The sequence below is a fragment of the Nonomuraea sp. NPDC049269 genome, from assembly GCF_043197155.1.
In the GTDB taxonomy this organism is placed as follows: Bacteria; Actinomycetota; Actinomycetes; order Streptosporangiales; family Streptosporangiaceae; genus Nonomuraea.
In genome coordinates this window covers 628,041-650,541 of sequence record NZ_JBICSO010000009.1, presented here as the reverse complement: position 1 = coordinate 650,541, position 22,501 = coordinate 628,041, and the positions used below count along the sequence as shown (strand labels likewise).

Here is a 22,501-nt window from a genome sequence, read left to right as displayed (position 1 = left end):
TACTGCACTCGGGAGGGTGTGGGAGAGTAGGTCACCGCCGGACAATTTTTGTTCGGGAAGGGCTCCATGCTTATGCGTGGGGCCCTTTCTGCGTTTCGGGGGTAAGGTCGTCGCTGGGGGCTACGGCCAGCCGCTCTACAACTGCTGGAGTGGTGTGTCCAGCTCGGGTAAACCGCGCACGTACTCTCGTTCATCGTCTCCACCAGTACAGAGGCGGACATGCAGGGAGGACTTCACCGCGTCCGGGCGTGTACCGTCATCCGGACGCAGTGACGTGACAGGGCGGCCGCTACGCCACGCCACGCCGGACAATGGCACTGGCGCGGGGGCCGGCTCTGCTCTGCAAGCTCACAAGGTCGGCCTGTACGGGACCGTGATAAATGTACAGGCCGGCGGATTAGAGTCGTACAAGTCATGTGGCAGTATCTATTGTCCTTCGGCGCGCCCGAGACCAAATCGAGAAATCAAGCCGCTTATCCGCGAAGAACGAAGACACCCCAGCCCAGGTACTGCCTGCCGTACTCGAGATGAGCGCGGCGTGCATGGTCCAAGAATTGCCGCAAGTCCGATGCCTCGGGATCGTCGGGATTTTCGCGTAGCCATTCGCTCAGCGTCCACCATTGCGAGGCGACGTACCTGTCCCAGGTGTCTTGGTTCGCCATGACCATTTCCACCAGCTCGTAGCCGGCGTCCTCGATGCGCTTGGCCGTACCGGACAACGAGGTGAACAGGTCGCTCGATACTTGGAGCGATGCATAGGCTTCGGGCGGTGGCGGGGTGATCCAGTAGCAATCGCCGACCAGGGCGAGGCCACCAGGGCGGAGCAGGCGGCGCATGAGGGCGAGCGTGCCGGTGAGGCCGTCGCCGATCCAGGTGGCACCGATGCACGAGACGATGTCGTACGAGTGCGGTTCGTCCTCGTAGGTCCCTGCGTCCGCCTCGACGAAGCGTACTTGATCGGCTACGCCGAGCTCGTCGGCGCGTTCTCTGGCGGCTTCGAGGAAGACCTTGCTGATGTCCACGCCTACCCCGTGTGAGCCGTAACGGACGGCCCAGCGGGTGAGCATTTCGCCCTTTCCGCAGGCGAGGTCCAGTTGGCGGGTGCCTGGCTTGATGCGGCAGATTTCGCCGATGAGGTTCAGTTTTTCATCGGTGATGGCGTTCAGAATGCGATGGCCCGACTCGGCGATCTCATGGAAGCGGAGCGACATGTCCAGCAGTTTTCCCGAAGCGTTCAATCGGCGCGACCGAATATGCGGGCCGGGGCAGGCTCAGTGACGTGCTGCGGCTTGCTAGGCTGGTAGTACCGGGCCATCCCACCGCGGGTGGCCTTCGTCGCGTAAGACCCGAAAACGGGGCGGCGACCCTGCCACGGTGGACCGTCATGTGACGCACGAGTCTGCTGAGTGAGCCAACGAAATGGACCAGAAGTGAACAGTGATAACGGATCGGACGGCGGACAGCGCGAACGGGGGGACGGCGGAGACAAGCGCCCCCAGGACGGCGACAGGAGCGGCGGGTACGGCTCCCGCGGGCGTGACCAGCGCGACTCCAGGGGCGACCGTCCGTTCCGTTCCGATGACAGGCCGCATTCCGGCGACCGCGGGGCACGGCGCGACGGTGGCGACCGTGGCGCGCCGCAGGATCGTGGGCGCGGCGAGCGTTCCGGATACCAGGGACGCAGCGACCGTGGGACCGGACGCGACAGCGGAGGATATCGCGGGCCGCGCCGTGAGGGCGCGCCCAGTGATGACCGTGGGCCGCGTCGTGAGGGCGGCTACGCCGGTCCGCGCCGTGAAGGCGGTTTTAGCGGTCCTCGTCGTGAGGGCGGGTCCGGCGATGACCGTGGCCCGCGTCGTGAGGGTGGTTACAGCGGTCCCCGTCGTGAGGGCGGGTTCAGTGGCGACCGTGGTCCACGTGGCGGGGGTGGTTACCAGGGTGGCGATCGTGGGCCGCGCCGTGAGGGTGGCTTCCGCGATGACCGGGGCGGACGCGGTGGCGATGACCGTCGGCCGTTCCGCGACCGTGACGATCGTGGCCCGCGTTCTGACAGCGGTTCCGGCGATGACCGTGGCCCTCGCCGTGAAGGCGGTTATGCCGGCCCGCGTCGTGAGGGCGGTTACTCCGGCCCGCGTCGTGAGGGCGGGTTCGGTGGCGACCGTGGTCCACGTGGCGGGGGTGGTTACCAGGGTGGCGATCGTGGGCCGCGCCGTGAGGGTGGCTTCCGCGACGACCGTGGGCCCCGTCGCGAAGGTGACGCGCCACGCCGTCCGTTCGGCGACCGCGGTCCGCGCGCTGACGGTGGATTCCGCGACAACCGGGGTTCGCGTCCTGAGGGTGGCGATGATCGTCGTCCGTTCCGCGATCGCGATGACCGCGGCCCCCGTGGTGAGGGTGGTTACGCCGGTCCGCGCCGTGAAGGCGGGTTCGGTGGCGACCGCGGCCCCCGTCGTGAGGGCGGTTATTCCGGTCCGCGCCGTGAGGGCGGGTTCCGTGATGATCGGGGTCCGCGTGCCGGTGGGGACCGTGGTGGTTTCCGGGACCGTGACGGTGGCGGGGATCGTCGTGATTTCCGTGATCGTGACGACCAGCGCCCGGGTGGGTTCCGTGGCGACCGAGGTGCGCGTCCTGAGGGCGGTGCCGACCGTGGGCCCCGTCGCGAGGGGGGCTTTGATCGTGGTCCGCGTGGCGGCGATGATCGTCGTCCGTTCCGCGATCGCGATGACCGTGGTCCCCGTCGTGAGGGTGGCTACGCCGGCCCGCGCCGTGAAGGCGGCGGTTACGCGGGTTCGCGTGGCGAGGGTGGCTTCCGCGATGACCGGGGTCCGCGTCCCACGGGTGGCGATCGACCTTCGGGTGGCGACGATCGTCGTCCGTTCCGCGATCGCGATGACCGCGGCCCCCGTCGTGAGGGTGGTTACGCCGGTCCGCGTCGTGAGGGCGGTTATTCCGGTCCGCGCCGTGAGGGCGGGTTCCGTGACGATCGGGGTCCGCGTGCCGGTGGGGACCGTGGTGGTTTCCGCGACCGTGACGAGCAGCGCCCAGGTGGGTTCCGTGATGACCGGGGTGCGCGCCCTGCGGGTGGCGACGACCGTCGTCCGTTCCGCGATCGCGATGACCGCGGCCCCCGTCGCGAGGGCGGTTACGCGGGTTCGCGTGGCGAGGGTGGCTTCCGTGACGATCGGGGCCCGCGCGGCGACGACCGTTCCCGCCCGTTCTCCCGTGACTCTCGTGACGATCGGGGATCCAGCGGCACCCGTGCCAGGTTCGGCCGCTCCGAGGACGACGCTCCGCAGCGCGAGCCGCTGCCCGAGGTCGCGCCCGACATCACCGCCGAAGAGCTCGACAAGGAAGTACGCGACGAGCTGCGTTCTCTCCCCGGCGACCTCGCCGAGTTGGTGGGCAGGCACATGGTCGCCGCCGAGCGCGCGCTCGAGGAGGACGACCCCGATCGGGCCCACGAGCACACCAAGGTGGCCCGCAGGTTCGCGGCCCGCATCGGTGTCGTGCGTGAGGCGGCGGGCATTGTCGCCTACCGCGCGGGGCACTTCTCCGAGGCTCTGAGTGACCTGCGCGCGGCGAGGCGGATGACCGGCTCCGACGCGTACCTGGCGGTCATGGCCGACTGCGAACGCGGCCTCGGTCGTCCGGAACGCGCCCTCGATCTGGTCCGTTCACCCGAAGCCGAACGCCTCGACAGGGCGGGACGCATTGAGCTGTCCATCGTCGAGTCCGGCGCCCGCCGCGATCTCGGCCAGAACGACGCCGCCGTCATCACCCTCCAACGCCTGCCCGAACTGCGTGACACGCAGGCGAAGCCCTGGTCGGCACGCCTTGCGTTCGCGTACGCCGACGCGCTGGCCGACGCGGGTCATCAGGAGGCCGCCACCGACTGGTTCGCCAAGGCGATGGCCTTCGACGAGGATGGCGAGACGGAGGCCGCCGAACGGTACGCCGAGCTGACGGGCGCGGTCATCGAGGACGTCGAAGAGGACTTCGACGACGAGGACGACTTCGAGGACGCGGGTACGGCCGACCAGGCCGACGAAGTGGACGAAGACCTCGACGAGGACGCGGCCCTCGCCGAGGCAGGCGACCTTCTGGACGACCTCGAGCCCGCGGACGGTCGGACAGCCGACGCCGAACCTGCGGATCAGCAGGACGACACGGCTGGTCAGGGAGATGACACGGCTGTGCCGCAGGACGTCGATGACCAGGACGGGTCCGCTGACCTGCGGGATGTCGACGATGAGCAGGATGGGTCCGCCGACCTGCGAGACGTTGACGATGAGCAGGACGGTTCCGCCGGCCAGGCGGAATCCGCCCCTGAGCCGGTGGAATCCGCTTCTGCGCAGGACGCCGCTGAGGAGGCCGCTCCCGAAAGCTCCGAGCTCGGCGACATCCTGGACGGACCGGAGGACGCCGAGCCCGAGTCCGGCGACCTGCTTGACGGCCCAGGCGCGGCTCAGCCGGACGGCCCGGCCTCAGAGGCCCGTCTGCCGGAGGTCCCGATCACGCTGGGCATCAGTCCGGCGTTCATCGAGCCCGACTTCGGCGACATCCTGGACCAGCCCGACGAACCAGCCGAGGACGCCCCCAAGCGCGACTCCAAGCGCGAAGACTGACGTCCTGCTCCGCCGTACATCTCGCAGAGGTGTACGGCGGAGTCATGCGGCCGGTTCCTGGTACGGCATGCCGGTTCTTCGGTCCGCAGGTCGTACCAGAGAGTCAGGGCGAGACGCGGTCGAGCCAGTGGTAGATGCCCGCGACGTTTGACGGGGCGCCACTCAGCAGCTCGAACTGCTCCGCTGTCGGGTCGTCCGCCCTGAGTGCTTGGTACCGCTCCCTCGTGCGGTCCCTGACCATGGCGACGGCGTGGTCGAGATCCAGGCCCTCCCCGTGTACCTGGCGGGTGAGATCGACCCAGACGCGAAGTTCCTCCGCGGACCGTTCGAGCGTCTCCTGTACGGCGCCGACCGGTCCATAGTGGCTGAACAGCAGCCGCTGCGGACCAAGCGCTTCGAACAGCGCGATCGAGCTGAGCGCCGTCTCCAGGTCGAAGTCCGGAGGCGGGGTGGCCGGGCGCAGATCCCCGGTCTGCGGCAGGTACACGCCGACGGCGTCACCTACGTACAGATCGCCGGTGGCGGAGTCGATGAGGCCCACGTGATGCTTGGCGTGGCCGGGGGAGTAGTGGCTGTTCAACGTCCTGCCGTTGCCCAGGTCGATGGACCCGGTGTCGCCGAGTGCGACGATGCGGTCGGCCTCGGTTGGCGACAGTTCACCGAAAAGCGTGTCAAGGCGGTCGCCCCACACCATCCTCGCGCTGGCCATCAATCTTGAAGGATCGGCCAGGTGCCTGGCTCCCTTCTCATGCACCACGATCTGGGCAGACGGGAAGAATTTCGCCATGTCTCCCGCGCCACCGGCGTGGTCCAGATGGATATGCGTGACCACGACCGTGGCCAGGTCATCGGGGCCCACGCCGAGCGCGGCCAGTGCGTCGCGGACCACGGGCGCGGAGGTCGAGGTGCCGGTCTCGACCAGACATGGGCGATCACCGAGGATCAGGTAGCCCGCCGTGATGCCCGAATAGCCCGCCATCCTCGTGTCGATCTCATAGACGTCGCCGCCCAGGGCGGTGATGTTGTCCACAGTCACTCCCGATCCGCTGCCGTTATCCCCAGAATGGCGTTCGGGCCAATCCGGCGTCCCCCTCATCGTAAAGAGTGATCTCACCAGAACGCCGATGGGAGGACGACAGTGGATCGCAACGAGGTCGTACTGGTGGGAAGGCTGTCCGCGGCACCAGAGGACAAACCCCTGCCGAGCGGCGACATTCTCACGAAATGGCGCCTGATCGTGCGCCGCCCGCACCACCGAAACGGTCAAACGATGACGGACAGCGTGCCATGCACGACCTTCGATCCCGAGGCGGCCGCGTTCGTCCGCAGCCTCAGACCTCGCGACACCATGGAGATCAAGGGCGCCTTCCGCTGCCATGTCTACGGCCCGACAGCCGCCAAGATCTGGCGCTATGAAGTCGAGGTCAGCATGGCCAAGGAAGCCCCACCTGACACAGCGGAACAGCCGAGGCCGTCGCGAAGGCCTCGGAAACCCTTCCCACCCTCGCGGACCCGACGACTCGGGAACAACCCGGAACCTCCGGAAGGTCAGGAGTGCCGGCGAGGCCCGGCACCGCCACGAAGCCCCGAGCCTTCCGGAAGCGCGATGGCTCGCGATATGCCCGACGTCCTGGCATCCATCCCACCTCCACGCCCAGCCCTCGACCTGGCCCAAGCTGGCTAGCGCTCGCTCATTCTGCGTGCCTGTGTCTCATGGCGGGTGGCTGCCGCAGCGGGAATGACGTCCCCTGGGGTGGTGAATCTTCTGGCGATCTTCGCGAGGCGTCGAGGGGGGATCACCTTGCGCTTTGAGAGGTCGCGGATCTTGAGACCGACTGAGGAACTACCGGACCGATGCCTCGCCTCAACCGGTGGCGAAGGTGCGAAGCACGAGGCCCGTTATGGGCTTGGGCCCGAAGGAGGTTGATTTGCGAGGGACACGCTCACCGCCCGCCGCGATGGCCAGCACGTCGTCGACGGCGAGCGGCTTCAGAATCACTGCGGTGCCACCTGTGTCGAGAGCCAGCTGCAGGGCGGCCTCCGGGTCATGATGCACGATCCGTACGGCCTGCTGATCATCCTCCATGCCCCACACCTTGGGCAGGACGAACTCACTGAGGATGGAGATGTTCAGCGAGTTCCACCGATCGGAGCGGTCCGGCGGCATGGCGCGGGCGAGCTGCACCGGATCGGGGTTGGTGAGCAGGTGATAGCCGCCTTCTCCGGCGAGCAGAAAGGCAGGTTCCCCTGCGGCTTCGAGCGCGGCCAGGCCCTGGCCGAGGTCGGCATGGTCGTGGACGCGCCACGATCCCTTGGCCCTGGCCGCCGCCTCGGCCAGGGGCAGGCCGGGGATGACGCGGTGGATCGCCTTGAGGTCGGGTGGGTACGCGGTCGAGTCCACGAGCAACGCCAGCCCGAAGTCCCATGGACCAAACGCGGATTGTCCCTGCTCGCTGCCATGCACACGCTGTCCTACGGGCTGAACCCCGTGGGCTGATGTGGCGGTGGCGGGTTCTGGCTCCTGGTCAGGTCCGCCGTCGGAGGCCGTGTTCTGGGTCGGTGTGGTGGTGGGCTCTGGGTTCTGGGCTGTCGGCTCGTGGGTTGTCGGACCCTGGGACGGCGGAGCCTGGGTTGGTGCGGCGTTGGGCTGAGTGCCGTGTCTTGGCGTGGACTTCGGCTCTGGTTCCGTGTCTGGATGCGGCTGTGTGTCCGGTGATGGGGGGCCGGGAGGCTGCGGTGCGGCGGGTGTGGGTGTTGTGAGCAGGGGCCATGAGCCGGGGGCTTGGCCGGCGCGGGCCGCGTGCTCTTGGCGTTGCAGGACCCGGTATGTCGCGTACCTATGGTGGCCGTCGGCTATGAGGGCTTGGCGGGTTCGGAGGTCGGTGTTGACGGCGTCGATCTCCGCCGGATCCGTGATCGCCCAGAGGCGGTGGTACAGACCGTCTTCCGTGCGGGCCGTCACCAGAGGTTTGCGTGTCGCGGCCACGTGATCCACCAGCCGGGTGGTCGTGCCTCGGTCGCCGTCGTAGAGGAGGAAGATGGGTTCGAGGTTGGCCTGGGTGGTGCTCATGAGGGCGAGCCGGTCGGCGACGGGGCCGGGGAAGATGTCTTCGTGGGGGAGGATGATGCGCCGAGCCGGGTCCGAGAGGGCGACGTCTCCGATGAGGCCGCGCTGGAGGACGCCCGGTCCGTGCTGCTCGTACACGTACAGGGCCGGTTGCTCGTCAGGGACCAGCACTTTCGCGTCCAGCCAGGCGAGGAGGGTGTCGCGGGCTACGCCATAGCGCTCGTCCGCTGAGGTGCCGGGCGTGTCGCCATATGGCTGGGCCGCTGTGTCCCCGTCGGCCGGACCATGTCGTTCGTCGCTGGGGCGTTCGCCGTCGTGGAGCTGTTCGGTGGCTCCTTCCGGCTGTTCGGTGGCTTCCGGTGGGCCGCTGTGCTGGCTGGCGGCTGGGTTGTCGGGCGTTCCGCCGGGGCGGTGACCGGCCGGGATCCGGGACGGATTGTTGTCGTGATCGTCGGCCGCGATTCCGGAGGCGTCGTGCGTGGCCATGGAGTCTTGGGGCTGGCGGGTGCCGACTGCGTTATCGGGCGCGCTCTGATGGGTGCTCTCGGCCAGGCTGCCCGGTGTGGAAACAGATGGTTTGTCGTCTGTCCCTGCGATGGGGGTGGCGTCGTCTGGAGTGACGCTTGATGTCGTGCTGGGGTGCGGTGGGTGCTCTTCGGGGGACTTGAGTGCCGCTGAGCAGGGAAGGATGAGGCGGACGACGTTGTTGGGATGAGCATCCAGAAGAGTGCGAACGTCGCCGTCGGCAATCAGGTCGTAGGGCGGGGAGGTCACCTTGGCGGGATCGTCGACCGTGAAGCGGACGCCGCGGAAGGGGCGTAGGAGCAGTCCATCGGGCACCGGCAGTTCAGGATTCCCCATACCGGGCATGCTCCCATAAGTGTCCGGGTCTTCCGGAAGTCGCCCCCAAACCACCTAGCGATGCCTGATTCCGCGGCGAATTCCACCGAACCCTTGTCAGCCGATGAAGGAGGCCTCACGCATGGTCCAAGGTAGAAACGTTCACGATGAATCCCCCGGATCTCCGGGAGGTGACGTTTACGACTGGTATCAGCGCGGGGTGAAGCTTTTGAAAGAGGGCAGTCCGGCAGCGGCCGCCGCACTGCTCAAGCGGGCCGCGGCCGCGGAGCCCGATTCGCGCAGCATCAGAGAGGCGCTTGCGCGAGCGCAGTTCAATTCGCGGCAGTACGCGGACGCTGCGGCAAGCTTCCGCCAGATCGTCGACGCCAATCCGACCGAGGATTACGCGTATTTCGGGCTTGGGTTATCGCTGTGGCGGACGGGTGATGTTGAGGGTGCTCAGGAGCCTCTCGCGATCGCTGTGGCCATGCGGCCGGAGGAGCGGCACTACGTGACCGCGCTGAAGAACGTGCGCGCCACTCTGCGGGCCCGCCGTGAGATGTAGTGGATAGGTAGCTTCGGTGGCCGGCGTGCAACGTCGGCCCGTGGGGACGAGTCGTTGAGCGGGCTCAGGCTTGCTCTCGGCGGCTCAGGCGTGACCTGGGTGCGGTGGCAAGGCAGGGCTGGCGGTCCGGGGGCTGGCCAGGGTGTCTCAGGCGCGGGGTGGCGCTTCGATGTGGCCTGGTTGTCCTGGAGGCGTTCTGGCGCTTCGCGGGGATGAGTCCGGTGTTCTGGACGCGAGCTGGGCTCTCTGGGAACAGTCACCAGGGGTTCCGAGGGCAACTCCGGCGTTCCGGGGCATGACCGGGCTGTCCTGGACGCGATTCTGATGCTTCGTGGGCATGGGGACGGTGTTTGGATGCGGTGTGGGCTCCCGGCGCTCGCCCGCAGGGCCATGGAGAGCGCGAGGGCGATCTGCCCGCTTGGAGCAACTCCCGCGCTTGGGGAACGACCCCGATGTCCTGCTGGGAGGGCTTGCGTTCGGGCGTAGTCCCAGTGTTCTGGATGCTGGTCTGGGGCTATGGGCGCGGGCCGGGTGGTCGGGAGGTGCGTGCCGGTTCCCTGATGCGGGCGCCAGACGGGGGTGGGTGAGCCGGTTGAGAGTGGTTCGAGCGCGTTCGTGGGGCTTTGCTCATTGATCTGGAGAAAGGTCCATCTCGGGTGGAGATGGCGCGTGGTCAGTCCTTGGTGAGGACGATCGCGAGGCTGGAGAGAACGTCGTTGATCTTGTTGGCGTCGAAGCTCGCGGGGTTGAACTGGTCGGCGGAGTCGAGGCCGAGCCATTCCAGGCGCTCCTGGTGCTCCTCGTGGGCGGGATCGGCGAGGATTTCGAGGAGATATTCGTAGCCCCAGACGCCGCCGGAGTCCTCGGGTGGTCCTGCGCGGCGTCCAGTCAGGCAGCGGGGATAGGCCGTGCCGGGTTCCGGATCGGTGATGGCTTCGACCAGGATTTCGTGTTCCCAGTCGTCGCCGAAGTCGTAGGTGTAGCGGAGCCGGTCATTCGCATGAGGGGCGACATGGTCGAGTCGTCTGGAGGCCGCGCTGCGGATCTCCAGCTCACGATCGGTGACGCCGAAGCGGCCGGTTGGGGTGTCGAAGACCCACATGTGGTAGTTCTCCCAGCCGAAGGACGCCTGGATGACGTCGTGAAGGTGCCGCAGAGTGCTGTCCGAGGCGACCTCCAGCCGGCGCCAGATCAGTGGTCGGGAACCGCGCAAGGTGACCTTGATCTTGTGAATTGTCTGCTTCGCGCTGGGGGTGTTCGTCACAGCGTTATTCTGCCGCTTGGCTGGGTTCGGTGTGGGCGGTGAGCTTAACTAGTCCGGTTGTGGGCGGCTCTGATATGGCGTATTTGGCGTATTTAGCGCATTGAGTCGCATAGGGCACCAGTGCTGGCGCTCGTGATTTGGCTGTTGTTGTTGTGATCGCAACCAGAGAGCTCATTGTTGTTAGTCGGTAGCGATGTGAGCTGAGTGATGAAAGTGGCTGTCAGCGAGGGGTTGTTGCGCTCCATCGACATCGACTGACACCAGGCTTCCGTTCCGCCCCAGCGTTCCTCGGCCTCCGACGCGTGCCGCGACGCATGCTCTGAGGCGTGCCGCGACGCATGCTCTGAGGCGTGCCGCGACGCATGCTCTGGGGCGTGCGCGGACGCGTGTTTCAACGAGGTGCTCCGGCGCGGTGCTCCGACGGTTGGGGTCGTCGTATGGGGTGGTGCGTTCTGCGAGGTTGAGGGGGGAATGTGTGGATATGGTCGGCCTTTCGTCAGGCGGGTACGAGGCCGACGCTAAAGTCGCACGCGGCGTGAGAAGTCAAACGGGAAGAGGCGCAGTGCTGATCGACGGCTATGACACCCTGCTGCTCGACCTCGACGGGGTCGTCTATCTGGGCCCCCACGCGGTGCCCCATGCGGTCGAGTCGCTGGAGGAGGCGCGGGGCAGGGACGTGCGGCTGGCGTACGTCACCAACAACGCCTCACGAACGCCCGCCGCGACCGCCGCGCACCTGCGCGAGCTCGGGGTATCCGCCAGGGGCGAAGACGTCGTGACCTCGGCGCAGGCCGCCGCCCGGCTGGTCGCCGAACGGGTGCCGCCGGGCTCCAATGTGCTCGTGGTCGGGGGTTCCGGGTTGCGGCTGGCCGTACGGGATCAAGGGCTCAGGCCCGTCACCACCGCGGCGGACGCGCCGGTCGCCGTCGTGCAGGGGATCGCTCCCGGTCTCTCGTACGGCCTGCTGGCGGAAGGCGCGCTGGCCGTGCGGCATGGCGCGTTGTTCGTCGCCGCCAACAGGGACAGCACGTTGCCGACGCGGCGGGGTGAGCTGCCGGGCAACGGGGCGATGGTCCGGGTGATCGCCACTGCGACCGGGGTGGAGCCGGTGTTCGCGGGCAAGCCCGATCCGCCGTTGCATCGGGAGTCGATGATCCGTACCGGGGCGAAGCGGCCGCTCGTGGTGGGTGACCGGCTCGACACCGACATCGAGGGCGCGGTCAACGCGGGCGTCGATGGGTTGCTGGTGCTCACGGGGGTGGCCACGCCGCTCGACGTGCTCACGGCCTCCCCGCGGCAGCGGCCGACGTACGTGGCCGAGGATCTGTCCGCGTTGCTGCGGCCTTACCCGGAGGTACGGCAGGGCGCCTGCGGAGGATGGCGGGCCCGGTGGGTGGACGGGGTGCTCAGCCTGGAGGGCGAAGGCAGCCGCATCGACGGGCTGAGGGCGGCCTGCGACGCCGCCTGGACACACGCGGGCGAGGGCCAGGCCGAGGAGGACGCCGTCAAGCCGGTACTGGCCCAGATCGGCTGACCGGCCGCGCCGAGGAGGTCGGTTCGGCTGATCGGATGCGGCACAGAGCCGATGCGCGCGAGTGGACGCGCCGACGAGAAGGCGGCTCGCGCGGGATGCCCGTGCGAGGGTCGACGGATCGTCGCGCGTCCGGCCCGGTTGGTCGGTCTCGGTGGTGTGTCGAGGGGAGGGTCAGAGCAGGCGGCGCAGGCGCAGCAGGTCGCCGAAGCTGGCGTCGATGCGCACCCGGCCGCCGAGCAGGGCGCGTGCCAGGTCGAGTTCCCCGTCGACCAGCGCGATCAGGTCGTCGCTGACGATCGTCAGCTTGACGTCGGCCGACTTGCCGTTCGCGGGTGGGTCTTCCAGGAACGGGTCCAGCCCCTCAGGATGCAGGCGGCCATAGAAGATCACGTCGAGGTCGGAGACCCGGCAGCTCACCGTACGCTCGACCACGTGCTTGGCCCGGTCCTCCTCGCCGATCTCGTCGAAATGGGCGACGAGCTTGGCCAGTGCCGTCCGGCACTCCTCGACGCTTGCCATGGTGGGATCCTTTCTTCCATTCCGGACGGTAGCGTTCCACATCAGTGGCCCCCCGTGTGAACGTTCAACGTGTGACATGCCTGCCAAGGTGCCGGGTGCTCGCGTGAGGCGTTACGGTCGTGTCATGAGTGAGCTACCGGAGGAGACCGGCGACGAGCGGGTCGACGCGGTCCTCGCCGGTCTCGGCGACCTGGCCGAGCGGCCGGTGGGCGAGCACGTCGCGGTGTTCGAGCAGGCGTTCTCCGGGCTCGAGGCCGCGCTGGGGAGCGTGGACGGCCAGATGGGCGACCAGTGAGCCGACGTATCCGGCTGGACAGCGAGCTGGTACGGCGCGGCCTGGCGAGGTCGCGGGAGCAGGCGGGCCAGCTCATCGAGGCCGGCCGGGTCACGGTCGGCGGCCGGCGGGCGGGCAAGGCGGCGACCCAGGTCGACACCGCCTCGGCCATCGTCGTGGCCGAGTCCGCGGACGGCCCCGACTATGTCTCGCGCGGCGCGCACAAGCTGATCGGCGCGATCGAGGCGTTCGGCGCGCTGGAGATCCGGGGCCGCCGGTGCCTTGACGCGGGCGCGTCCACGGGCGGGTTCACCGACGTGCTGCTGCGCCACGGCGCCGAACGCGTGCTCGCCGTCGACGTGGGTTACGGACAGCTCGCCTGGTCGTTGCGGACCGACGACCGGGTGACGGTGATGGAGCGCGTCAACGTACGTGAGCTCACCCCGGAGATGGTCGGCGAGCCGCCTTCGCTGATCGTCGGTGACCTGTCGTTCATCTCGCTGCGGCTCGTGCTGCCCGCGCTGGCCTCGGTGGCCGCGCCTCGGGCGGACTTCGTGCTGCTGGTCAAGCCGCAGTTCGAGGTGGGCAAGGACCTGGTGGGTGCCGGTGGAGTGGTACGCGATCCGGTGTTGCGGGCGGGTGCGGTGCGCGAGGCCGCGGCCAAGGCGCGCGAACTGGGCCTGGTGGTACGCGGCGTGACCGCGAGCCCGCTGCCCGGTCCGTCGGGAAATGTGGAGTACCTGCTCTGGCTCGGCAAGGGGGAGGGCGAGCCGCCGGTCGCCGACCTCGAGGCCGAGATCGAGCGGGCCGTCGCGGAAGGGCCGCAATGAACCGAACTGTGCTGGTCACCGTGCACACCGGACGGGAGGCCGCGGTCGACAGCGCCCGTTTGGTCATCGACCGCCTCGTCGCGGCGGGGATCCAGGTCAGGGTGCTCGATGTGGAGGCCGGTGAGATCGGCTGTCACGGCATCGACGTGGTGCCGTGTGATCCCCTCGCCGCCAAGGACGCCGAGATGTTGATCGTGCTCGGCGGCGACGGCTCGCTGCTGCGCTCGGCCGACCTGGCCAGGCCCACCGGCACCCCGCTGCTCGGCGTCAACCTCGGGCACGTCGGCTTCCTGGCCGAAGCCGAGGTCGCCGATCTGAAGTCGGCGGTCGACAGCGTCGTAGCGGGCCGCTACGACGTCGAGGAACGCATGACGATCGACGTGCTGGCCAGGCAGAACGGCCAGGTGCTCGCCGACACGTGGGCGCTCAACGAGGCCAGCGTGGAAAAGGGCGAGCGCATGCTGGAGGTGGTCGCCGAGATCGACGGGCGGCCGCTGTCCCGCTGGGGCTGCGACGGTGTGATCTGCGCGACCCCGACCGGCTCTACCGCCTACGCCTTCTCGGCGGGCGGTCCCGTCGTGTGGCCGGAGGTGGAGGCGCTGCTCATGGTGCCGATCAGCGCGCACGCGCTGTTCGCCAGGCCGCTCGTGGTCTCGCCGCGTTCGACGCTCGCCGTCGAGATCCTGCCCGACACCCCGGGCGGCGTACTGTGGTGCGACGGCCGGCGCCGCTTCGACCTGCCCTCCGGCAGCCGGGTGGAGGTACGACGGGGCTCCGAGCCGGTACGGTTGGCCCGCCTGCACGGGGTGGAGAGCACCGGCGCCCCCTTCACCGACAGGTTGGTCGCCAAGTTCGAACTACCCGTTCAGGGCTGGCGCGGACGGGTGCGTCCCTGAGTCAATTACAGGTGCAGCGCGTAGAGTTAGTTCGCACAAGCGTTCGGAGCGACGGGAGTGGGCAGTGCGACCAAGGGTCGAGGAGGTCCGCATCCAGGGGCTCGGCGTCATCGATGAGGCCGTTCTGGAGCTTTCGCCAGGCTTCAACGTGGTCACCGGCGAGACCGGTGCCGGCAAGACGATGGTCGTCACCGGGCTCGGATTGCTGTTCGGTGGCCGGGCCGACCCTTCCCGCATCCGGCCGGGCGCCGACAAGGCCACCATCGAGGGCACGTTGGTCATCGAAGCCGGCGGCCGCGTCTCCCAGCAGGTCGAGGACATCGGCGGCGAGATCGAGGACGGCGAGCTCATCATCTCGCGCACCGTCTCGGCCGAGGGCCGCTCGCGGGCCTGGCTCGGCGGCCGTACGGTGCCGGTCGGCACGCTGACCTACCTGGCCGACGACCTGGTCGCCGTCCACGGGCAGATGGACCAGCAGCGTCTCCTGCAGCCGGCCAGGCAGCGGGCCTCGCTCGACCGCTATGCCGGTGACGATCTGGTCAAGCCGCTGCGCGCCTACACGCAGGCGTACAAACGGCACAAGCAGGTGGGGGCGCTGCTCGACGAGCTCACCACCCGGGCGCGCGAGCGCGCTCAGGAGGCCGACCGGCTGCGGTTCGGCCTGGAGGAGATCGAGAAGGTCGAGCCGAAGGCCGGTGAGGACCTCGACCTGCGCGGCGAGGAGGAGCGGCTCTCGCACGCCGACGCGCTGCGCGGTGCCGCGACGACCGCGCACACGGCGCTGCTCGGCGATCCGATGGAGTCCTCGAGCGGCACGCACGACGTGATCTCCCTGCTGGGCGAGGCCCGCGCGGCCGTCGAGGCGGTGCGCGACTACGACACGCAGCTCGCCGGGGTGGCCGACCGGCTGGCCGAGGCGGGTTACCTCATCTCCGACGTCGCCACCGACCTGGCCGCGTACGCCGAGTCGATCGAGGCCGACCCCGCGCGACTCGCGGCCGTGCAGGATCGCCGGGCCCTGCTGACCGGACTGATTCGGAAATATGCCGAAGACAGCGCCGGTGTCCTGCAGTGGGCCCAGGAGGCGTCCGCCCGGCTGATCGAGCTGGAAGGCGACGACGAACGGATCGACGAGCTGACCCGCGAGCACGACGAGCTGACCGCCAGGCTCACCGACCTGGCCGCGGAGCTGACCCGGGTGCGTGAGAGCGCCGCCGACCGGTTCGGCCAGGCCGTCACCGACGAGCTGACCGCGCTGGCCATGCCGCACGCCAGGGTCATCGTCCAGCTCACCCAGGTCGCGGACTTCGGCCCCGAAGGCGTCGACGAGGTCGAGTTGCGCATGGCCGCCCACCCCGCCGCGCCGCCGCTCCCGCTGAACAAGGGCGCCTCCGGCGGTGAGCTGAGCCGCGTCATGCTCGCGATCGAGGTGGTGTTCGCGGGCGCCGATCCGGTGCCGACGTTCGTGTTCGACGAGGTCGACGCGGGGGTGGGTGGCAAGGCCGCGGTCGAGATCGGGCGCCGCCTCGCCAGGCTGGCGCGTACCGCCCAGGTCATCGTCGTCACGCACCTGCCGCAGGTGGCCGCGTTCGCCGACCAGCATCTGGTGGTCGAGAAGGCCAGTGACGGCAGTGTCGTGCGCAGCGGTGTCCTCGCCCTCAACCATGAGGGTCGCGTCCGCGAACTGTCCCGCATGCTGGCCGGGTTGGAAGACTCTGAGCTGGGCAGAGCCCACGCCGAAGAACTACTCGGGCTGGCGGCCGCCGATCGGTGATTCTGAGTGACATAGCGGACACGCCGCGCAGTGCGTGGCCTCTGCGCTGCTTCACTCTGGCAGGATGGTCTTGATGAAGGTTCCGGGGAGCAGGATGCCGGGCCTCCGCGCTAGGAAGGTCGCGGACCTTCCCGGTGTCACGGCAGTGGCGAGAGTCGATCGGCGGACGAAGAGGCTGACCAAGCGCCTCCAGCCCGGTGAAATAGCGATTATCGATCACGTCGACGTGGACCGGGTCAGCGGGGAGGCGCTTGTCGCGTGCGGGGTGTCGGCGGTGGTCAACGTGGCCGCCGGCATCAGCGGCCGCTACCCCAACCTCGGTCCGCAGATCATCATCGAGTCCGGGGTGCCGTTCGTCGACAACGCCACCCAGGACCTGTTCGAGCGGGTCAAGGACGGTGACGTCGTACGGCTCCACGAAGGGGTCGTCTACCTCGACGGCGATGTGGTCGGCAAGGGCGAGGAGCAGACCCCCGAAGCGGTCGACGCCGCCATGGCCGAGGCTCGCGCCGGACTCGCGGTGCAGATTGAGGCTTTCGCCGTCAACACGATGGAGTACGTTCGGGGCGAGGGCAAGCTTCTCATCGACGGAGTCGGCGTGCCGGACATCCGCACCCCCATGGAGGGCAGGCATGTCCTCATCGTGGTGCGCGGCTACCACTACAAAGACGACATCGCCACCTTGCGCCCCTACATCAGGGAATACCGCCCGGTGCTCATCGGGGTCGACGGCGGCGCCGACGCGCTGCTGGAGGCCGGCTACCTGCCCGACGTGATCGTCGGCGACTTCGACTCGGTCTCCACCAAGGCGCTGAGCTGCGGTGCCGAGCTCGTCGTGCACGCCTACCGCGACGGCCGGGCGCCCGGGCTGGAACGGGTCCACCAGCTCGGCCGCGAAGCGGTGATCTTCCCGTCCACCGGCACCAGCGAGGACATCGCGATGCTGCTGGCCGACGACAAGGGCGCCGAGCTGATCGTGGCGGTCGGCACGCACGGCACGCTGGAGGAGTTCCTCGACAAGGGGCGCTCAGGGATGGCCAGCACCTTCCTCACCCGGCTGCGGGTCGGCAGCAAGCTCATCGACGCCAAGGGCGTGAGCAGGCTCTACCGCAGCCGCATCTCGACGCCGCAACTGCTGCTGCTCGTGATCACCGCGTTGATCACCATGGGCGTCGCGCTCTTCCTGTCACCGATCGGCCAGACCTGGCTGAACGGCGTGCAGGACTTCTGGAACGCCTTCATCTTCTGGCTGGTCGGACTCTTCTCGTGATCGATTTCCGTTATCACCTCGTCTCCATCGTCGCGATCTTCCTCGCGCTGGCCGTGGGCATCGTCATGGGCACCACGTTGCTCCAGTCGCCTGCCATCGAGTCGGCCAGGCGGACGAGTGACCAGATGACCAAGGACAACAGCAGCCTCCGGGCCGAGATCGACGCGCTGCGCGGCCGGGAGGCGGGCAACGACTCCTTCGTCACCGCGCTCACCGCGCAACGCGTCGCGGGCGAGCTCACCGGCCAGCACGTCGTGCTGATCGAGGCGCCGGGCTCCAGCACCACCTACCGCGAAGCCGAGCAGCAGGTGCTCACCCAGGCGGGCGCCCTGGTAACGGGGCGGGTGGCGCTGAGCGAGAAGTTCGTCGACCCCAAGCAGAGCGGCGTGATCGACGGTCTGGCCAACACCCTCAAACCAGGCGACATGACCTTCCCCGCGGCAGCCACCGCCTACCAGAAGGCCGGCGCCGTGCTCGCCGCCGCCGTCATGACCACCGACCCGGCCCAGGCCAGCACCGCCAACCCGGCCACCGCCGCCGTCCTCGGTGGTTTCGAGGAGGGCGGGTTCCTCAGCGTCGAGGGCGACCCGAGCAAGCGGGCCACGCTCGCCGTGATGTTCGCCCCGGAGAAGCCGTTCGAGGGCGAGAACGCCGATGCCCAGGCCGACGCCCTCGTCTCACTCGTGGGCGGCCTGGACGCCGGCGGCAAGGGCTCGGTGCTGACGGCCTCCGCCCCCACCGCCGCCGTGTCCGGAGGCGTGATCAACGCGCTGCGCGACGACGGCGAGGTCAACAAGCGCGTCTCGACCGTCGACACACCCGACATGCCCGCGGGCCGGATCGTGATCGTCGACGCGCTCCGCGAGCAGCTGAGCGGTCGCTACGGCCACTACGGCATCGGCACGGGAGCCTCGTCCTTCCAGCCCGCGGCACCGACCGCGACCCCGTCCCCCACCCAGTCAGGGAGCTGACATGGCTCGTGGCCTCCGCTACGCCCTCGTCGGCGCCGCGATCGGCGCCGTCGCCGCCCGTGCCGCCTACACCGCCTTCACCCGCCTGGCGCCGCGCGCCGGCGAGGAGAAGGAGTCGGGCCGCTGGACCCGCACCAACCACCGCGGCGAGCCGATCACGCTGCTGGAGGGCCCCGCGTTCGTGGCCGGCTCCGGCGTGGCGGCCGCGCTGGCGCCGGGTCTTCCTCCCCGGGTACGCCTGGCGGCGCTGCTGGCCGGCGTCGGCAGCGGAGCGCTCGGCGCCTACGACGACCTTTACGGCACGACCAAGTCCAAGGGCTTCAAGGGGCACCTGACCGCGCTCGGCCGCGGCGAGGTGACCAGCGGGGCGGTCAAGATCCTCGGCATCGGGGCCACCGGGCTGGGCGCGGCGGCGCTCGTCTCGCGGGGGCCGGTCGACACTCTGGTCAACGGGGCGACCATCGCGGGCACGGCCAACCTGGCCAACCTCTTCGACCTGCGGCCCGGGCGGGCGATCAAGGTGGGCCTGCTCACGGGCGGGCCGCTGCTGGCGGCGTCGCTCTTCCGCGACGCGCCGCTGACCGCCGCGCTCACCGCCGTGCCGCTCGGCGCGGCCGCCGCGCTGCTTCCCGACGACCTCGGAGAGCGGGCGATGCTCGGGGACGCCGGGGCCAACGCGCTGGGCGCGCTGCTCGGGCTGGCCGCGGTGACCAAACTGGGGCGGCGGGGGCGGTTCGTGCTGCTCGGTACGGTGGCGGCGCTGACGGCCGCGTCGGAGAAGGTCAGCTTCACCAAGGTCATCGCCGGCAATCCGGTGCTCAACCGGCTCGACATGCTCGGTCGCCGTCCCGTCGACCCCGTGTGAGGTGATGGGACGCGCTGCGCGAATGTCGGTGCGGCCTGCCAGGATGTTCCCGTGATCGGGTGCGGGGCGGGGCGGGCGTGGTGAGAGAGCGGCTCGTGCGTGGCGTCGCCGGTGGTGCGCTGCTCATCGGCGCGATCACCGTGCTGGCGCGGGTCGCGGGGTTCGCCAAGCAGTACGCGTTCGCCCAGACCGTGGGCACCAACTGCCTGGCGACCGCCTACGGCACTGCCAACCAGATTCCCAACATCGTCTTCGAGGTCGTCGTCGGCGGCGCGCTCGCCGGGATGGTGGTCCCGGTGCTCGCGGGAGCCGGACGCGAGGCGGGTGTCCGGCGGGAGCCGGGGGGCGCGCGCGAGCTGGACATCGGGGGCGAGCCCGACGTCGGGCCGGGGCTGGGTACGGAGCCCGAGCCGGGCGTCGCGTCCGAGACGGGGGCCGCGTCCGAGGCGGGCGTTAGGTCGGGTCATGTTCTGGGTGGCGGCGTGGCGCGGGAGCGGGCCGGGTGGATCGGTTCGGCGCTGCTGAGCTGGGTGGTCGTGGTGCTCGTGCCGCTCGGCGTGCTGACCGCGGTGCTCGCCGGGCCGATCGTCGGGCTGTTCTTCGGCGACTTCGTGCGCGACTGCGACGCGGGTGCGGTGACCGCGGTCGCCACCCGCATGCTGGTCGTCTTCGCCCCCCAGATCCCGTTGTACGGCGTCGCGGTCGTCCTGTACGGCGTGCTCCAGGCCCACCACCGCTTCGCCGGGCCCGCGGTCGCCCCGCTGGTGTCCAGTGTCGTGGTCATCGTCGCCTACCTGCTGTTCGTGCCGCTCAGCGGGGGGATCATCGATCCTGCCCGGGTGCCGGGGGCCGCCGAGCTCGCGTTGTCCGTGGGGACCAGCCTCGGGGTGCTGGCCCTGGTGCTGACCGTGATCGGCCCGGTCGCCGGGCTCGGGCTGCGGTGGCGGCCCACGCTGCGCTTCCCCGACGGCGTGGCCGTACAGGTGCGCAGGCTCGCGCTGGCCGGGGTCGCCGCGCTGCTGGCCCAGCAGGCCGCCATGGTCGTGGTGCTCGTGCTGGCCAACAAGCAGATCGGCAACGGCGCCATCGCGATCTACAACTACGCCTGGGCGATCTACCTGGTGCCGTACGCGGTGCTGGCCGTACCCATTGCCACCAGCGCTTTTCCGCGGCTGTCCGCGCAGGCGGGCAACGGCGACGCGGAGGGGTTCGCGACGCTGGCGGCGCGGACCACGCGGGCGGTGGTGCTGGTGTCGGGGCTGGCCGCCGGGGTGCTCGCCGCGGTCGCCGAGCCGGGGGCGGTGGTGTTCCTCGGCTTCAAGAGCCAGGTGCCCGCGCAGGTGTTCGCGCACGCGATCGCGTTGTTCGCGCCCGGGCTGATCGGTTACGGGCTCATCGCGCATCTGAGCCGCGTCCTGTACGCGGCCGGGCGCGGGCGGGCCGCGGCGACGGGCACCGTGGTGGGGTGGGGCGTCGTCATGGTGGCGCAGACCGTGTTCGCGCTGACGTTTCCCGATGAGTGGAAGATCGGCGGGATGGCGCTCGGCATGACCGTCGGGATGACGGTGGGGGGTGCGCTGCTGCTCGTCTCGGTGGTGTGGGCGCGGGGCCGGGTCGCGGTGGCCGGGCTGGGCCGGGCCGGGCTGGCTTCGGTCGCCGGGGGTGGGGCTGGTTACCTGGCCGGGGCGGCGGTCGTGGGGGTGCTGGGGGCGCGGGGCATCTGGCCCAATGTCGGGGCGACCGTGCTGGCGGCGTTCGTGGCGGTCGTCGCCGGTGGCGTGGTCGTGGCACTGGTGGATCGGCCGACGGCTCGGGCGGTGGCCGGTTCGTTCAGACGTGGATCTGGGAAGTGAGGAGCGGCTGTGCGGGTGGCTTTCGTGCTGGGCACCACGTCCGGTGGTACGGGACGGCATGTCCGGATGCTGGTCGAGGGGCTCGTGCGGCGTGGCCATCGCGTGGTGGTCCTGGGGCCGGGGAGCGTCGAGGAGCGGTTCTCCTTCGGCGGCGCCGGGGCCCGGTTCGTGGAGGTGCTGATGTCGGATCGGCCGCATCCGGTCAATGACCTGCGGGCGGTGCTCGCGATCAGGCGGATGACCAAGGACGCCGACGTGGTGCACGCCCATGGGCTCCGGGCCGGGGCCCTGGCCGGGCTGGGGCTGTGGGGCCGGGCGGCAGGACGAACACGGGTGGCTGAGCGGTCCGGCGCGACGAGTCCGGCTCCGGGGGATGAGCGGTCTGGCGCAGCGGAACGGGCGCTGGGGGATGAGCGGTCCGGCGAGCCGGGACCGGCACCGGAGGATGAGCGATCTGGCGCGACGGTGCGGGGGCCGGGGGATGAGCGGGCCCGTGTCGGGGGGCTGGTGCCGTTCGGGGCGAAGGGGCGGGTGCCGCTGGTGGTGACGCTGCACAACGCGCTCACCGCAGGAGGGCTGATCGGGATCGTCTACGGCGGGCTCGAACGGGTTGTGGCCAGGAGGGCGGATCAGGTGCTGGTCGTCTCGCCCGACCTGGGGGCGCGGATGAGGGCGCTGGGGGCGCGGGACGTGCGGCCGGCCGTGGTGCCCGCGCCCGTGCCGCGGGTGGCCCGGAGGTCGCCGCAGGACGTCAGGGCCGAGCTGGGGGCCGGGGGACGGCCGATCGTGCTGGCCGTCGGCAGGCTCGCTCAGCAGAAGGGTTACGAGACCCTCCTGGACGCCGCTCGCGGGCCCTGGCCGGGTGAGACGCCGCTGTTCGCGGTGGCGGGGGAGGGGCCGCTGCTTGGCGAGATGCGGCGCAGGATCGAGGCCGAGGCGCTGCCCGTGGTGCTGCTGGGCAACCGGGACGACGTGCCCGACCTGCTCGCCGCCGCGACCGTCGTGGTGTGGGCCAGCAGGTGGGAGGGCCAGCCGCTGAGCCTGAGCGAGGCGCTCATGGTCGGGCGGCCGGTCATCGCGACCGCCGTGGGCGGGGTGCCCGACCTGGTCGCCGGGGCGGGGATTCTGGTGCCGTACGGGGACGCGGTGGCTATGCGGGACGCCGTGCGGGATGTGGTCGGAGATGCTGCCGAGGCGGCGCGGCTGGCGGCGGCGGCGGCGCGGCGGGGGGCCGAGCTGCCCGATGCCGAAGACGCGGTCGAAAGTGTGCTGAATGTTTACGCACGGTCATGATCACATACATGATTAGGCGAGACTTACGCGTTCTCATATACTGCGTGCGTTAGGGAGGGGA

General features: G+C 69.8%; 19 protein-coding genes. 13 read left to right on the top strand and 6 right to left on the bottom strand.

The features are described from left to right. Window positions 1–473: 473 nt before the first annotated feature. Together ACGFNP_RS46265 and ACGFNP_RS46260 are read right to left on the bottom strand one after the other, a co-directional pair. Entirely contained in the window at window positions 474–1,211 is a 738-nt protein-coding gene (locus ACGFNP_RS46265) for an SAM-dependent methyltransferase (RefSeq protein WP_393329356.1), read from the bottom strand. A 171-nt stretch (window positions 1,212–1,382) separates the two neighbouring features. Next, window positions 1,383–3,461, bottom strand: a complete 2,079-nt coding sequence (locus ACGFNP_RS46260) for a hypothetical protein (RefSeq protein WP_393329355.1) — start codon at window positions 3,459–3,461, stop codon at window positions 1,383–1,385. Between ACGFNP_RS46260 and ACGFNP_RS46255 the strand changes: the two genes are divergently transcribed. Then, complete coding sequence (locus tag ACGFNP_RS46255) at window positions 3,411–4,625, top strand: hypothetical protein (RefSeq protein WP_393329353.1); 1,215 nt, start codon at window positions 3,411–3,413, stop codon at window positions 4,623–4,625. The genes ACGFNP_RS46260 and ACGFNP_RS46255 overlap by 51 nt on opposite strands. A gap of 103 nt (window positions 4,626–4,728) precedes the next feature. Here ACGFNP_RS46255 and ACGFNP_RS46250 read toward each other — a convergent pair whose 3' ends face one another. Continuing rightward, window positions 4,729–5,655, bottom strand: a complete 927-nt coding sequence (locus tag ACGFNP_RS46250) for an MBL fold metallo-hydrolase (protein WP_358342779.1) — start codon at window positions 5,653–5,655, stop codon at window positions 4,729–4,731. Window positions 5,656–5,763: 108 nt separating this feature from the next. On the opposite strand from ACGFNP_RS46250, the gene ACGFNP_RS46245 reads away from it, so the two are divergent. Further along, window positions 5,764–6,309 (top strand): single-stranded DNA-binding protein, encoded by a 546-nt coding sequence (locus ACGFNP_RS46245; RefSeq protein WP_393329351.1) that lies wholly within the window; start codon window positions 5,764–5,766, stop codon window positions 6,307–6,309. Window positions 6,310–6,489: 180 nt separating this feature from the next. Here the strand turns inward: ACGFNP_RS46245 and ACGFNP_RS46240 are convergent, their stop codons facing one another. Further along, complete coding sequence (locus ACGFNP_RS46240; protein ID WP_393329349.1) at window positions 6,490–8,553, bottom strand: DUF1015 family protein; 2,064 nt, start codon at window positions 8,551–8,553, stop codon at window positions 6,490–6,492. A 199-nt stretch (window positions 8,554–8,752) separates the two neighbouring features. On the opposite strand from ACGFNP_RS46240, the gene ACGFNP_RS46235 reads away from it, so the two are divergent. Beyond that, window positions 8,753–9,097, top strand: a complete 345-nt coding sequence (locus ACGFNP_RS46235) for a tetratricopeptide repeat protein (protein WP_358324853.1) — start codon at window positions 8,753–8,755, stop codon at window positions 9,095–9,097. A 673-nt stretch (window positions 9,098–9,770) separates the two neighbouring features. On the opposite strand, the gene ACGFNP_RS46230 is transcribed toward ACGFNP_RS46235, so the two are convergent. Further along, the gene (locus ACGFNP_RS46230) at window positions 9,771–10,361 is read right to left on the bottom strand and encodes a plasmid pRiA4b ORF-3 family protein (protein WP_358324850.1); all 591 of its coding nucleotides are present in this window, start codon (window positions 10,359–10,361) and stop codon (window positions 9,771–9,773) included. 562 nt (window positions 10,362–10,923) lie between these two features. Here ACGFNP_RS46230 and ACGFNP_RS46225 point away from each other — a divergent pair. After that, complete coding sequence (locus ACGFNP_RS46225; RefSeq protein WP_393329347.1) at window positions 10,924–11,895, top strand: HAD-IIA family hydrolase; 972 nt, start codon at window positions 10,924–10,926, stop codon at window positions 11,893–11,895. 171 nt (window positions 11,896–12,066) lie between these two features. Here ACGFNP_RS46225 and ACGFNP_RS46220 read toward each other — a convergent pair whose 3' ends face one another. Next, window positions 12,067–12,414 (bottom strand): SCP2 sterol-binding domain-containing protein, encoded by a 348-nt coding sequence (locus ACGFNP_RS46220; RefSeq protein ID WP_219528607.1) that lies wholly within the window; start codon window positions 12,412–12,414, stop codon window positions 12,067–12,069. 124 nt (window positions 12,415–12,538) lie between these two features. On the opposite strand from ACGFNP_RS46220, the gene ACGFNP_RS46215 reads away from it, so the two are divergent. The 9 genes from ACGFNP_RS46215 to ACGFNP_RS46175 all read left to right on the top strand — a co-directional run bounded on the left by ACGFNP_RS46215 (window position 12,539) and on the right by ACGFNP_RS46175 (window position 22,440). Beyond that, the gene (locus ACGFNP_RS46215; protein WP_358324844.1) at window positions 12,539–12,709 is read left to right on the top strand and encodes a hypothetical protein; all 171 of its coding nucleotides are present in this window, start codon (window positions 12,539–12,541) and stop codon (window positions 12,707–12,709) included. Beyond that, window positions 12,706–13,518 carry a TlyA family RNA methyltransferase gene (locus ACGFNP_RS46210; RefSeq protein WP_358324841.1) on the top strand — a complete coding sequence of 271 codons (813 nt, stop codon included), beginning with the start codon at window positions 12,706–12,708 and terminating at the stop codon, window positions 13,516–13,518. The genes ACGFNP_RS46215 and ACGFNP_RS46210 overlap by 4 nt, the downstream gene beginning before the upstream one ends. Further along, a complete protein-coding gene (locus ACGFNP_RS46205; protein WP_358324838.1) occupies window positions 13,515–14,414 on the top strand; it encodes an NAD kinase in 900 nt (299 codons plus the stop codon). The genes ACGFNP_RS46210 and ACGFNP_RS46205 overlap by 4 nt, the downstream gene beginning before the upstream one ends. A gap of 64 nt (window positions 14,415–14,478) precedes the next feature. Beyond that, window positions 14,479–16,188, top strand: coding sequence for a DNA repair protein RecN (recN, locus tag ACGFNP_RS46200; protein WP_358324836.1), 1,710 nt, complete (start codon window positions 14,479–14,481; stop codon window positions 16,186–16,188). 73 nt (window positions 16,189–16,261) lie between these two features. After that, complete coding sequence (steA, locus tag ACGFNP_RS46195; RefSeq protein ID WP_358324833.1) at window positions 16,262–17,458, top strand: putative cytokinetic ring protein SteA; 1,197 nt, start codon at window positions 16,262–16,264, stop codon at window positions 17,456–17,458. Next, a complete protein-coding gene (locus ACGFNP_RS46190; protein ID WP_358324830.1) occupies window positions 17,455–18,429 on the top strand; it encodes a copper transporter in 975 nt (324 codons plus the stop codon). Before steA ends, ACGFNP_RS46190 begins: the two co-directional genes overlap by 4 nt. A gap of 1 nt (window position 18,430) precedes the next feature. Beyond that, window positions 18,431–19,294, top strand: a complete 864-nt coding sequence (locus tag ACGFNP_RS46185) for a hypothetical protein (RefSeq protein WP_358324827.1) — start codon at window positions 18,431–18,433, stop codon at window positions 19,292–19,294. 80 nt (window positions 19,295–19,374) lie between these two features. Next, window positions 19,375–21,147 (top strand): murein biosynthesis integral membrane protein MurJ, encoded by a 1,773-nt coding sequence (murJ, locus tag ACGFNP_RS46180; RefSeq protein WP_393329343.1) that lies wholly within the window; start codon window positions 19,375–19,377, stop codon window positions 21,145–21,147. 9 nt (window positions 21,148–21,156) lie between these two features. Beyond that, the gene (locus ACGFNP_RS46175) at window positions 21,157–22,440 is read left to right on the top strand and encodes a glycosyltransferase (protein WP_393329341.1); all 1,284 of its coding nucleotides are present in this window, start codon (window positions 21,157–21,159) and stop codon (window positions 22,438–22,440) included. The last annotated feature ends 61 nt before the right edge of the window (window positions 22,441–22,501 follow it).